Origin of the sequence: Lentzea alba (assembly GCF_011067745.1) — a bacterium.
Taxonomy (GTDB): domain Bacteria; phylum Actinomycetota; class Actinomycetes; order Mycobacteriales; family Pseudonocardiaceae; genus Lentzea; species Lentzea alba.
Map to the genome: position 1 here is coordinate 507660 of NZ_JAAMPJ010000002.1, position 12471 is coordinate 520130.

The window sequence follows — 12471 nt, forward strand, 5'->3', positions numbered from 1 at the left end:
CTGGCCAAACCATTCGGCGAACCCCTTTCCACAGGCTTAAGCGTCCTTCGACTTCTCAGTCCGCCGCAAGTCAGCACGCCAGAACAAGTAGTCACCGACCAACGACACGACCGAGAGGAGCGCGACCATCAACGCGGCCGACCAACTCGGCCAACCAGCGACGGCAGAACTGAGCACACAGAGGATCGCGAAACCGAGGAGGAAGAGTCTGCTTCGGCCGATTCTGTCGTTTCTCAACCACCAGAGAGGTGATTTCGTACGCCCTACCTTGTATTGATCTCACTGGCGCAGTTGGTGGCATTTGAGGTGATCTGCAAACGATTTCACAAGCACTTTCCTACTGAGCCTATTCCATTCTGTTTCAGCTGGTCATGCCGTCGGAACGGGAGTGTCGGGCTGGTCGCGCTCTCATGGTGGCGTGAGGGAAGTTGGTAGTAGCTGACGTGATCAGCAAACGCTTGCGTCGGCAGTTTTCTACTACCAACTCGCCATCTGCTGGTGAGGGAACACCTCGGACCAGCACGAATAAGTTGGAAAAGGCTCACTACCAACTCAACCTGCCTAGGGCCGAGAACAGGAACCATCCGGGTGAGCAGGTAGGTGCAGGCCCACCGCGATTCCGTGCCCTTGGGGTTGATCGCGCCCTTGGCCAGCTTCAGCGCAAGCTTTCGTGGGTCCGGAATCGCGGTCGGGCCGTCCGCGCTCCTGAGCGCGACCTTCCAATCGAGTTGGGTGAGCCGGGAAATCTCGCTCGCCACGATCAGCCGACGCACCTTCGGATCGTTCTCCAGCACCTGAATCACCAGATCGGCGTTCTCCTGGCCAGGAAGCTTGGCGATAACGCTCAGCGAGTTCGTTCGCAAAGTCGCCGTGTCGCCCTCGACCGCCCATTTCCGGAACCACTCTGCCGCCTTCTCGGAGACGGCGTTACCCAGACTCACGTCCGTTCGATGTGCTGTCGGCGTGTTCCGCAGCGGTCCGGGATCACCTTGCTCGACCCCTGCCAGCAGAGCGGCCCGGCTTGCTTTCGTGAGGATGAGCAGGTTCGAGTGTGTGATGTCCTTGCGCCACATGTCGACCCCTAGGACTCGTTCGTACGCCTCGACCAGCTCCGCCGAAGCCGCGCGCTTGCCGGTCTCGACCATACCGAGCAACGATTTGGAGAACCTGATGGTTCTCGCCATCTGGGTGAGTGAGAGCCCGGCGTCCTCGCGTGCGGCTCGCAGTCGAGTACCAGGCACGGTCATCGCAGGTGTGGACACTCTGTGGACGCCTTTCCCGTTCACCTCACGGCATGTGATGTCGAGACCACCGAGAGGAGAACTGATCCAGGAGGGACCATGGGCGACCTCGGACAACTGCTTCCAGCCAACGAACGCATCCTTCACGCGCTGCACGGACTGCCTCCGGAAGGGCTGGCGCTCAAGCGGCACATTCTCGATCAGCTTCTCGGCGGCGCATCGGACTGGTTGACCGCCGCGCAGGTGGCGGGCGGCGGACCGAAACGCACAGATGCTTCCATCTGGTACGCGTTGAAGGCGCTCGAACGCGTCGGCGTCGTAGCGAAAGCTTGGTCCGAGGACGAGAAGTCCGCCGTGGCCCGCTTTCGACTGGCGCCGGACACTCAAGACGTTGTCGAGGCCTTCCTCGCGGACGAACGAGGCGAAGGGCCGCGCTCTGTCTCACCGCTGCCCGGTCTGCCGCGCTACCAACGAGTCCTCAAGGTCCTGTACGACGCCCCTGAGACGTCCTTCACGGTGATGAAGCTGTGCGACAAGGTCCGCCGCGGAGACGTCGCGGTACGCCGGAGCCTGCAGGAGCTCTATGAAGCCGGCTACGTGACGCGTGAACTTCCGGACCCGAACACGCCTGAGCGTCCCCAGTTCCACTACCGGCTCAATCCGAACACCGCAGAACACGCGTCTCTGCTTCTGCTCGGGATGACCTCGTGAGCGACGCGGCGGCGATCCGAGCGTTTCCTGCGCTCGCTGGGCTCATCGCCATCAGGGACGCGGGCTGGACGTTTGTGCACCGAGACGTGGTCGCGGGCGTGCCGACACAGGTCGACGGCTATCGGGTGTGGCCAGGCGATTGGATCGACGCCGTTCGTGTGCGCGATGAGGGCGACGCGATGGCGTTGCGCACCGACGGAGACGAGCCGCCCGGCATCGTGTGGGAGCGAACAGGCTCGCTGCCGCACATCGTCGAGGAGTTGCTGAGCCTGCCCGCTCCGGGAGATCGGCTGGCGCCTCGGCTCGTGGTGGTAACCGGGCCAATGTTGTGGACCCCGGCCTGACCCGCATCGATCAGACCGGTGCCAGCCGCGCAGCTACTTCGACTCTTCGCCGACCAGGGTCTCTAGCGCGTCGAGAGCGTGCACCAGTGCGGAAACGTGCTCGGGCGTGAGCTGCTCGATCCGCCGCTGCAGCTCGCGCACGCGTGCGGACCGCACGCCGGACACCATCGTCTCGCCCTCGGGCGTGGGGGTGGCGAGCCAGGCGCGGCCGTCCTGCGGGTCCGGTTCGCGCTTCACGTAACCGGCTTCGACCAGCGCGGCGACGATGCGGGACAACGTCGGGGGCGCCACGCCCTCCTTGTTCGCGAGGTCTCCCAGGCGCATGGGGCCGCACCTGGCCAGCGTGGCGAGCGCGGAGACCGCGCCGGGGCCGAGTCCGGGGGAACCGGTGCGTCGCAGCAACCGGGCCAGCCGGCCGATCGCCAGGTACAGACGCGCGGTCGCGTCCTCGACCTCGGCGTCAATGGGGGCCGTCACGGCTTGTCGTCCTCCTCGGCGGGGATCAGGTAATGGTCAATCATCCCCCAACACGTGAGTACCCAAGGTAGCGACTCAAAGACCCGGCGAAGACGCTTGGGCCCAAAAGCGCTGCGGAATTCGGCCGGCCAACCGCGCCAGCCTTCCGCCCTCGACCGCACAACGCATGGCGGCGCCCATCCGTTCCGGGTCCTGCGCTCGTGTGACGGCGGTCGCCAGCAACACCGCTGAGCAGCCGAGTTCCATGGCCAGCGCCGCATCGGACGCCGTGCCGATGCCCGCGTCGAGCACCACCGGGACGCCTGCGCGCGAGGTGATCAGCTCGATGTTGTGCGGGTTGCGGATGCCGAGCCCTGTCCCAATAGGCGATCCGAGAGGCATGACCGTGGCGCAGCCGATGTCCTCGAGCTTGCGGGCCAGCACCGGGTCGTCATTCGTGTACGGCAGTACCACGAATCCGTCCTGCACCAACCGTTCGGCGGCGTCGAGCAGTTCGACGGGGTCCGGCAGCAGGGTCTCCTCGTCGTGCACGACCTCGAGCTTGACCCAGTTCGTCTCCAACGCCTCGCGCGCCAGCTGGGCGGTCAGCACGGCCTCTGCGGAGGTGCGGCAGCCTGCGGTGTTCGGCAGGACCTCGATTCCAAGGCGCCGCAACAACTCCAGCACGCCGGTCTGGCCGGCGGCGTCCACCCGGCGCATCGCCACGGTGGTGAGCTCGGTGCCGGACGCCACGAGGGCCCGTTCCAGCACGGAGAGGTTCGCGGCACCGCCGGTGCCGGTGATGAGCCTGGACCGGAACTCCCGGCCCGCGATGATCAACGGGTCGTCCACGTCAGCCTCCCTGGACCGCGGTCAGCACCTCGACCACGCCGCCGTCCGGCACGATCGTCTTGTCCCACAACGCCCTCGGCACCACAGCACCGTCGAGCGCCACGGCCACGCCCTTGTCCGGCGCCCCCACCAGCGACACCACCGCGGCCACCGACGTGCCGTCGGCGAGGTCCCGCGATGTGCCGTTGACCTGTGCTTTCACGAACTTCCTCCTTCAAGCAGCCCGACCACGAGACGAGCGGTGTGCGGGGCCAGCAGCAGACCGTTGCGGTGGTGTCCGGTCGCGGCGATCACGCCGGGTTCGAGCCAGCGCACGATCGGCACGTTGTCGGGACTGCCCGCGCGGAACCCGACGGCGGCCTCGGTCAACGCGTACTCGGCGATGCCCGGCAACACGGTTTCCGCGTCGCGCAACAGATCCCGCACGCCCGACACGGACACGTCGGTGTCGAACCCCGCCTCGTACTGGGTCGCGCCGACCACCAGTCCGTCCGATCGCGGCACCAGGTACACCGGACGGCCGGAAACCAGTGCGCGGATGGTGTGCTTCGGCGGCGGCAAGGCCCCGGTCCGGTGCGTCAGCCGCAGAATCTCGCCTTTGACCGGCCGGATCACGTCGCGCAACGCGGGGTGCAACTGACCGCTCCACGCCCCGGCCGCGATCACCGTGACCCGTCCATCCACATTGGACCGCACGCCGAGGTCGACGCATGCCTTCCACAGTGCGGAAAGCAGCACGCGGTTGTCGACGGCGAGGTCACCCGACGCGTACACGCCACCACGAACAGCGGGCCCCAGCGACGGTTCCAGCGCACGGATCTCCCGCGAGGTCAGCAACTCCCCCGCGTGCCGCAGGTCAGCGAGGTCACCGGGTTGCGTACCGACGGCCAACGTGCCGGCGGTGAACAGCGGAACGCCGATCGACGCGGCGAAGTCCGGCCACCTCGCGAGGGCCTCAACCCCCTGCGCCACCACGGCTTCCTCGCCCGGCCACGCCTCGGTCAACGGTGCCAGCATCCCGCCCGCGACCCGCGAGCCCGCGTGCGGCGAACCGTCGTCGAACACGGAAACCGAGTACCCGGCCCGTGCCGCGAACAACGCGACGGACAGGCCGATGACACCGCCACCCCGGACGGCCACTTCCACACTGCTCAAGGCATTCACGCTCCCTGCGCCGGCATGACCCGGATCAGGTTCGACGGTCGGAGCGAACCACGCTCCCTCTCAGCCCGGTGTTCTCCAGGCTCCCGTGCGGACCGCCATCAACATAACGGTTAACGTGCGTACGTGCCAGGACTCGACGGAAACCTGATCAGGCAACGACTCGCCGACGCCACGCTCTACCTCTGCACGCCGAACCGGCCCGATCTGGCCGAGTTCGCGGACGCGGCCCTCGCCGGTGGCGTCGACATCATCCAGTTGCGGGACAAGTCACTCGAGGCGAAGCAGGAGATCGAGGCGATCGAGATCCTCGCCGAGGCGACCGAACGCCACGGCAGGCTCCTCGCCGTCAACGACCGCGCGGACATCGCGCACGCGGTCGACGCCGACGTGCTGCACCTCGGCCAGGACGACCTGCCCGTGCCGTTCGCCCGCAGGATCATCGGCGACGAGGTGGTCATCGGCCGCTCGACCCACGACGTCGGCCAGATGTCCGCGGCGGCCGTGGAACCCGGCGTGGACTACTTCTGCACCGGACCGTGCTGGCCGACCCCGACCAAGCCCGGCCGTCCGGCGCCGGGACTCGACCTCGTCCGCGCCACGAAGACCGAGCGCCCGTGGTTCGCGATCGGTGGGATCGACCTCACCAACCTGCACGAGGTGAAGGCGGCCGGAGCCACCCGCGTGGTCGTCGTCCGGGCCATCACCGACGCCGAGGACCCCCGCAAGGCGGCCGAGTCGTTCAAATTCGAACTTGATCGTTGAAATTTGAACTAACAGGCGTATTCTCGAAGACGTGAGCGCACCTGTGCTGTACCTGAGCCACGGAGCACCCCCGCTGGCTGACGACGAGACGTGGACCAGAGAGCTCAAGGACTGGTCCGCCACCCTCCCGCGCCCGGAGGCCGTGCTCATGGTCTCCGCGCACTGGGAGGAGGCGCCGACCACCATCGGCGCGACCGAGACCGTGCCGCTGGTCTACGACTTCTGGGGCTTCCCGCAGCGCTACTACGAGGTCACGTACGAGGCGCCCGGCGCCCCTGAGCTCGCCCAGGACGTGCGCAAGCTCCTCGGCGGGCACGTGGAGCAGGACGCGGAGCGCGGTCTCGACCACGGCGCCTACGTGCCGCTGAAGGAGATGTTCCCGGACGCGGACGTGCCGGTGCTGCAGATGTCGATGCCCACGCTCGACCCGCGCGAGCTGCACGAGATCGGTCGCAAGCTCGCGCCGCTGCGGGACCAGAACGTGCTGATCGTCGGCAGCGGGTTCATGACGCACAACCTGAGCTGCGTGAACTTCCCCGCCGGACCGGACTACGAGCCGCCGTCGTGGTCGAAGGAGTTCGACGACTGGGCACACCAGCAGCTGGCCAACGGTGACGTGGACGCGTTGCTCGACTTCCAGCAGAAGGCGCCCGCCGCCGGCATCGCACATCCGAGGACCGAGCACTTCGCGCCGTTGTTCGTGGCGCTCGGCGCGGCGAGCGACGAGAAAGCCCGTACCAGCGTTGAAGGCTTCTGGTACGGGCTCTCGAAACGGTCTGTTCAGTTCAGCTGACTCAGCCGCGCGTCAGGGTCAGGCCGTAGCGCGACAGGATCGGGTTCACGGGCTGGAAGAACGTGGTGCCGCCGGACGAGCAGTTGCCCGAACCGCCGGACGTCACGCCCTGGGCCTGGCCGAAGCCCGAGCCCGCCACCCACGAGCCACCGGAGTCACCGGGCTCCGCGCACGCGTTGGTGCGGGTGAGGCCGCGGACCGAGCCCTGCGCGTAGTTCACGGTCTGGTTCTTGGCCTGGACCGTGCCGCAGCGCCAGCCGGTGGTCGAGCCGGAGCGGCAGATCTGCGCGCCGACAGCGGCCTCGGTGGAACCGCGGACGATGACGTTGGCGCCGCCGTAGCGGTTGACCCACGGCCGCGGCGTCCAGTTCGCGTTGGTGCGGACGTGCGCCATGTCGCTGCCCGGGAAGACCGAGCCGGCGAACGAACCCGCCGCGACGCGGTTGTAGCCCTGGACCGCGGTGCCGGCGCGGCCGCAGTGGCCGGCCGTCACGAAGCCACCACTGACGGAGAAGCCGAGCGAGCAACGGCCGCCGCCCATGTAGATGGCGTCACCGCCGCGCAGGTCGTACAGCGGCGTCGGGCTCTCGGTCACCTCGGCGACCTGGACCGAGCCGCTGATGGACTTCGCGGTCGCGATCCACTTGTCCGCGGCCGCGTCCCGGGTGTTCTTGTTGACCTCGACGATGACGCTGTTCGACTTCTCGTCGACGCGCCAGCTGGTGATGCCGGCGGGGGCGCTCATGAGGTCGAGCACCGACTTGGTTCCGTTGAGCTGGGTGAGCGAGTTCTTCACGACCTGGGTGTCGGCGCCGCTCACGGAGAGTCCCGACTTGGTCACCCCGACGGTCAGTCTGCCGCTCGCCTGGTCGATCCACGCTCCGCCGAACGCGTCGCCCAGAGAGGACTTCGCCTGCTCTGCGATTTCGCTCGACTTCTGGTCAGAAGCCAACCGGACGCGGGCCTGCTCAGCGTTCAGGCCCAAATCACGTTGGACCGCTTGGAGCAATTCGGCCGGGTAGCTCTCCGTGTCGGAACCGGTTGGGGCGACTGGTGCGGCAGGGGCGCCAAACGCCGGTACGCTGAGAGCAGTCACGACTCCGGTGGCGAGCAGAACGGCACCGGTTACACGGGCCGCACTCGTGCGGTTCATCAGACGTCTCCCTCACTTTCGGGTGCAGGGGAACCCGAGAGATCGGTTGCAGGGACCTCTCTCGGGGGCTCTAGGGGGACGGGTGGTGGGGCGGCGGCAGGGGTCGCCCCACCCCTCCCATTCCAGTCCAGATGACTTCTCCGCCAAGGACGCTGCGCTCAAGTGGTCGTCCCACGAGCCTCATCGCGCCCTCCCTCGTGTCTCTTTCGGGGCTAAACGTTCGCCCGTTCGAGTGACGTTACGGGCTCGTTATCTATGACGCTCGAACCCGACAGTGGACGAAGTGTGTCACAGCTCACGACAGATCAACTCCGCTGCGTAGCAATTGACAGTTAACTATCGCTCAACGTAGTGACGTGATCACCGAATGGGGTCGACAGTTGACGAGGGCGTCGAGCTGTCGGTCGGCTGTCGGGATTCTGTCGACGTAGCCGGCGGTCCGGTCGGCGTCGTGCTTTCGGTGGGCGACTGACTGGACGTGCCCGGCGTGCTGCTCGGCGGCACCGTGACCGTCATCGTTTCGGTCTTCGTCGTCTCGGTGTGGGTCTCGGTGCGGGTGCTCGTGCTCGACGTCGGCCCGGTGTCCGCCGATGTCGGCTTGCCGGTGACGAGTTGGACGCTCGTGACGGTGAGGACGGTGACCACGAAGGCGAGCAGGCCGCCGACCGCGATGACCTGCCAACGCTTTTCGCGTTCCATCGACCGCTGATAGAGCACGGCGCCCACAGTGGTCACCACACTTGCGAGGATCGCGCCGATGATGGTGCCGACGACGTTGAGGCGAAGGCTCAGCACGGCCGCGGTGACGGCGGCGAGCACACTCGCGACGAGCTTGACGGGGGTGATCTTCTCCTTCTCAGACATGACACTTGTGGGACGTCGGGCACAGTTCACCGGTTGTGCGCCGGTGACGTGCATCATCGACACATGCGCCTGGTGACTCTCGAAGACATCCGCGCGGCCGCCACCGCGATCGCCCCGCACGTCGTCCGCACACCGTTGCTGTCCTTCGGTTCGGACTTCTGGATCAAGCCGGAGAACCTCCAGCCGATCGGTGCGTTCAAACAGCGCGGCGCGGTGAACGCGTTGTCCCGCATACCTTCCGAGGCCCGCGCCCGTGGTGTCGTGGCGTACTCGAGCGGTAACCACGCGCAAGCGGTCGCCTACGCCGCCAAGACCCTGGGCATGCCCGTGGCGATCGTCGTGCCTTCGAACACGCCCCAGCTGAAGATCGACGCGACGCGCGCGCACGGCGCCGAGGTGTTCGTCGTCGGCATCACCGAACGCGAGTCGCGCGCCTACGAACTGGTGCAGGAGCGCGGCGCGACGTTGATCCCGCCGTTCGACCACCCGGACGTGATCGCCGGCCAGGGCACCATCGGCCTGGAGATCTGCGCCGACCTCCCCGAGGTGGCCACGGTCCTGGTCCCGGTGAGCGGCGGCGGACTGATCTCGGGCATCGCCACGGCCGTGAAGTCGTTGCGCCCCAACGTTCGCGTGATCGGCGTCGAGCCGGAACTGGCCGGCGACTCGGCCGCCTCGTTCGCCGCGGGTTCGCGCGTGCACTGGGACGCGCACGACCGCGCCCGCACCATCGCCGACGGCCTGCGCGCCGAGCCGTCCGAACTGACCTGGGCCCACATCCGCGAGTACGTCGACGACATCGTGACGGTGACGGAGGACGAAATCCGGGACGCGGTGGGACAGATCGCCCGGCGCACGCGAGTGGTCGCCGAACCGAGCGGTGCGGTCCCCGTGGCCGCGTACCTGAACCGCGACCTGCCCGCCGGCCCGGCCGTAGCGGTGGTGTCCGGCGGCAACATCGAACCGAAGCTGTTCGCCGAACTGGTCGGCGGATGATCTCGCTCGACGACGTCCGGAAGGCAGCGGCGGTGATCGCACCGCACGTGGTGCGCACGCCGCTGCTGCCGTTCGGCTCCGGCTGGCTCAAGCCCGAGTCACTTCAGCCGATCGGCGCGTTCAAACTCCGCGGCGCGCTGAACGCGTTGGCACGCCTGGAAAATCGCTCACGCGGTGTCGTCGCCTACTCCAGCGGCAACCACGCCCAGGCCGTGGCGTTCGCGGCCAGGCTGCACGGTGTCCCGGCGGCGATCGTGATGCCGTCGAACACCCCGGCGGTCAAGATCGAGGCCACGAAGGCGCTGGGAGCCGAGGTCTTCATCGTCGGCATCACCGAACGCGTGGAACGGGCGCAGGTCCTGGTCGCCGAACGCGGCTCCGCGCTGATCCCGCCGTTCGACCACCCGGACGTGATCGCCGGCCAGGGCACCATCGGCCTGGAGATCCTGGAGGACCTGCCCGGCGTCGAGGCGGTCGTGGTCCCGATGTCCGGCGGCGGACTGATCTCCGGCGTCGCCACGGCGGTCAAAGCGCTGAGCCCCGGCACCCGTGTCATCGGAGCGGAGCCCGCCCTGGCCGCCGACATCGCGGCCTCGCTGCGGGCGGGCTCCTTGGTGCGCTGGGACCCTTTGCAACGCGCTCAGACGGCCGCTGACGCGCTGCGGGACGAACCGTCGGAGCTGACCTGGTCGCACATCAGCAAGCTGGTCGACGACGTGATCACGGTGTCGGAGGACGAGATCTTCGCGGCCATGTCCGACCTCGCCAGGCGCGCCAGGCTCGTCGCCGAGCCGAGCGGGGCTGTCGCGGTGGCGGCGCAGTCCAAACTCGGCGGTGGTGTCGCCATCGTGTCCGGCGGCAACGTCGATCCGGAACTGTTGCGCGAGGTGCTGGCGAACGGCTAACCGCGGCAGGCGATCACGTGTGTCAGCGCGGCCACCCGGCGATACGGATCAGTCGCGCCGGCACGTTCCTCGCACTCCAGCAACGCCGTCAGCGCGGGTTCGTGCGGCAGCGGCGCATCGTCGGCCGCGACGTCGGTGAACACCCGCACGCCGTACCAGGCGCGCACCTGCATCCGCCGGTCCGCCAGCGACGCGGCCAGATCGTCGATGCGATCGGCACGAGCCGTCACCCCGATGCGGTTGTCGTAGGACGAGCTCTCGAAGGCTCCGAGCGTGGCGTCCCAGTCGCCGCGCAGACCCGGTCGCATCGCCAACGCATCGCCGTTGCGCACGAGCAAAGACAACACACCGCCTGGTGCGACCAGCCGCGCCAGGTCGTCGAGCAACGGGTCCGGATCGGCGAAGTACATCAGGACTCCGTGGCACAGCACCACGTCGAAGCTGCCGGCGTCGAACAGCGACGCCAGGTTCCGCACGTCGTCCTGCACCGTCCGCACCCGCGCCCGGACGTCGTCCGGCTCGTCGGCCAGAGCTCGCAAGAGTTCGTCCAGCAGGGTCGGCGAGGAGTCCACACCCGTCACGTGGTGTCCGTCCCGCGCCAGCCGAAGCAGCTGCGTGCCCTGGCCACAACCCACGTCCAGGACGCGGAGCGGCGTCGCCGGCAGCTGAGCCGCGAGCTGCCTGGACACCAGTTCCTGGCGCACGACCTGCCGCAGCGTGCCCAGACGAGCCCGCCACTGTTCTTCACCCGCCGCGAAACTCGTCACTGGCTCGCGTGCTGCCCGCCTGACCGGATGTGCGTCGGCGGCCCCTCCACCCCGCAGTGCAGGCACTCGCCGGGATGCGGGTTGTCCGGCTGCTCGTGGTCCGTGGCCAGCACCCGGTTGTCCACGCCCACCGCGAGCAGGCCGCCCGCGATCGCCGCGACCGCGCACAGCACGAGGGCCATCTGCCAGCCGGAGGTCATGACCTCGGGGTTCGTGTAGTCGTCGCCGATCAGGCCGACCGCCGCGGGCAGCACGGCCATGGCCAGCAGGCTGCCGGTGCGCGCCACGGCGTTGTTCACCCCCGACGCGACACCCGCGTGGTGGTCGGGGGCGGAGGCGAGCACGGTCGCGGTGACCGGTGCGACCACGGCGGCCAGGCCCAGGGCGAACACGATCACGCCGGGCAGCACGCCGGTCAGATAGGTCGCGCCGGGTTCAGCCTGACGCAACAGCAGCATGCCGAGGCCGATCACGATCGGGCCGAGAACCAGCTGCCAGCGCGGGCCGTAGCGCTGCGCGATCTTGCCCGAGGTCGAGGACAGCAGCAGCATGATGATCGTGAGCGGCACGCTGGCCAGGCCGGACGCCGTCGGCGAGTAGCCGAGCGACACCTGGAGCTGCAGGACCAGCAGCACCATCACGCCACCGAGCGCCGCGTAGACCAGGAACGTCAGCAGGTTCGCGACCAGGAACGTGCGGTCGCGGAACAACGAAGGCGGCACCAGCGGGTCCGCCGACCGCACCTGGACGACGCCGAACGCGATCATCGCGGCGAGCCCGAGCGCTGCCACCAGGTAGGACTGCTCGACCAGGCCGCCGGTCAGCAGGGCGAGCCCTACCGCGCCGACCAGTGCCGAGAGGTAGTTGGGGTGGCCGGCCTGCTCGTCGCGCGACTCCGGCACCGACCGCAGCGCGAGCCACACGCACAGCGCGGCCACCGGCAGGTTCACCAGGAACGCGAGCCGCCACGACCACGCCTGCACCAGCAGCCCGCCGACGAACGGCCCGATGGCGGTGGCCACGCCGGACAGCCCGGACCAGGCCCCGATCGCGCGCGACCGGTCCTCCCGGTTGAACGACGACTGCAGGATCGCCAGGGCGCCCGGTGTCAGCAGCGCCGCGCCCACGCCCTGCAGCACGCGCGCGGCGACGAGCACCGGCACGTCCCACGCGACGCCGCACAACAGCGACGCGACGCCGAACCACACCACGCCGATCACGTAGACCCGGCGCCGGCCGAACCGGTCACCCAATGATCCCGCGACCAGGATCAGGGAGGCCAGCGCGAGCATGTAGCCGTTCAGGATCCACTGCAGATCGGTGACCGACGCGGTGAACTCCGCGCCGATCCGGGGCAGCGCCACGTTGACGATCGTGCCGTCGAGCATCGCCATGCCCGAGCCGAGGATCGTCGTTGCCAGGACCGCGCGGGCGCGCGGCGTGCCCCAGGCGATCACGCGCTG

At 68.5% G+C, this 12471-nt stretch carries 15 protein-coding genes and 1 riboswitch; of the genes, 6 read left to right on the forward strand and 9 right to left on the reverse strand.

Annotation, left to right across the window (positions count from 1 at the left end):
• Window positions 1–323: 323 nt before the first annotated feature.
• Window positions 324–1247 (reverse strand): helix-turn-helix domain-containing protein, encoded by a 924-nt coding sequence (locus G7043_RS10765; protein ID WP_166045417.1) that lies wholly within the window; start codon window positions 1245–1247, stop codon window positions 324–326.
• A 93-nt stretch (window positions 1248–1340) separates the two neighbouring features.
• On the opposite strand from G7043_RS10765, the gene G7043_RS10770 reads away from it, so the two are divergent.
• Together G7043_RS10770 and G7043_RS10775 are read left to right on the forward strand one after the other, a co-directional pair.
• Window positions 1341–1952, forward strand: a complete 612-nt coding sequence (locus G7043_RS10770; protein ID WP_166045418.1) for a hypothetical protein — start codon at window positions 1341–1343, stop codon at window positions 1950–1952.
• Window positions 1949–2296, forward strand: coding sequence for a hypothetical protein (locus tag G7043_RS10775; protein ID WP_166045419.1), 348 nt, complete (start codon window positions 1949–1951; stop codon window positions 2294–2296). Before G7043_RS10770 ends, G7043_RS10775 begins: the two co-directional genes overlap by 4 nt.
• A gap of 33 nt (window positions 2297–2329) precedes the next feature.
• On the opposite strand, the gene G7043_RS10780 is transcribed toward G7043_RS10775, so the two are convergent.
• The 4 genes from G7043_RS10780 to G7043_RS10795 form a co-directional block, all read right to left on the reverse strand.
• Window positions 2330–2773 (reverse strand): MarR family winged helix-turn-helix transcriptional regulator, encoded by a 444-nt coding sequence (locus tag G7043_RS10780; protein ID WP_313887795.1) that lies wholly within the window; start codon window positions 2771–2773, stop codon window positions 2330–2332.
• A gap of 75 nt (window positions 2774–2848) precedes the next feature.
• Window positions 2849–3604, reverse strand: coding sequence for a thiazole synthase (gene thiG / locus G7043_RS10785; RefSeq protein ID WP_166045420.1), 756 nt, complete (start codon window positions 3602–3604; stop codon window positions 2849–2851).
• A gap of 1 nt (window position 3605) precedes the next feature.
• Window positions 3606–3806, reverse strand: coding sequence for a sulfur carrier protein ThiS (thiS, locus tag G7043_RS10790; RefSeq protein WP_112262725.1), 201 nt, complete (start codon window positions 3804–3806; stop codon window positions 3606–3608).
• Window positions 3803–4768 carry an FAD-dependent oxidoreductase gene (locus tag G7043_RS10795; protein ID WP_390827107.1) on the reverse strand — a complete coding sequence of 322 codons (966 nt, stop codon included), beginning with the start codon at window positions 4766–4768 and terminating at the stop codon, window positions 3803–3805. Before G7043_RS10795 ends, thiS begins: the two co-directional genes overlap by 4 nt.
• A riboswitch (TPP riboswitch) is annotated at window positions 4754–4865 on the reverse strand. (Overlaps the previous gene by 15 nt.)
• A gap of 26 nt (window positions 4866–4891) precedes the next feature.
• Here G7043_RS10795 and thiE point away from each other — a divergent pair.
• Together thiE and G7043_RS10805 are read left to right on the forward strand one after the other, a co-directional pair.
• Window positions 4892–5530, forward strand: coding sequence for a thiamine phosphate synthase (gene thiE, locus G7043_RS10800; RefSeq protein WP_166045422.1), 639 nt, complete (start codon window positions 4892–4894; stop codon window positions 5528–5530).
• Window positions 5531–5561: 31 nt separating this feature from the next.
• Entirely contained in the window at window positions 5562–6323 is a 762-nt protein-coding gene (locus G7043_RS10805) for a dioxygenase family protein (protein ID WP_313887796.1), read from the forward strand.
• A 1-nt stretch (window position 6324) separates the two neighbouring features.
• On the opposite strand, the gene G7043_RS10810 is transcribed toward G7043_RS10805, so the two are convergent.
• Both G7043_RS10810 and G7043_RS10815 read right to left on the reverse strand, forming a co-directional pair.
• Window positions 6325–7308, reverse strand: a complete 984-nt coding sequence (locus G7043_RS10810; protein ID WP_313887797.1) for a S1 family peptidase — start codon at window positions 7306–7308, stop codon at window positions 6325–6327.
• Window positions 7309–7836: 528 nt separating this feature from the next.
• Window positions 7837–8340, reverse strand: a complete 504-nt coding sequence (locus tag G7043_RS10815; protein ID WP_166045424.1) for a hypothetical protein — start codon at window positions 8338–8340, stop codon at window positions 7837–7839.
• 63 nt (window positions 8341–8403) lie between these two features.
• Here G7043_RS10815 and G7043_RS10820 point away from each other — a divergent pair, with 63 nt between their 5' ends.
• Window positions 8404–9336, forward strand: coding sequence for a threonine ammonia-lyase (locus G7043_RS10820; protein ID WP_166045425.1), 933 nt, complete (start codon window positions 8404–8406; stop codon window positions 9334–9336).
• Window positions 9333–10241: a threonine ammonia-lyase gene (locus G7043_RS10825; protein WP_166045426.1), complete on the forward strand. Its 909-nt coding sequence runs from the start codon at window positions 9333–9335 to the stop codon at window positions 10239–10241. The genes G7043_RS10820 and G7043_RS10825 overlap by 4 nt, the downstream gene beginning before the upstream one ends.
• Here G7043_RS10825 and G7043_RS10830 read toward each other — a convergent pair.
• Entirely contained in the window at window positions 10238–11008 is a 771-nt protein-coding gene (locus G7043_RS10830; RefSeq protein ID WP_313887798.1) for a class I SAM-dependent methyltransferase, read from the reverse strand. The genes G7043_RS10825 and G7043_RS10830 overlap by 4 nt on opposite strands.
• Complete coding sequence (locus tag G7043_RS10835) at window positions 11005–12465, reverse strand: MFS transporter (RefSeq protein ID WP_313887799.1); 1461 nt, start codon at window positions 12463–12465, stop codon at window positions 11005–11007. The genes G7043_RS10830 and G7043_RS10835 overlap by 4 nt, the downstream gene beginning before the upstream one ends.
• Between the last annotated feature and the right edge of the window lie 6 nt (window positions 12466–12471).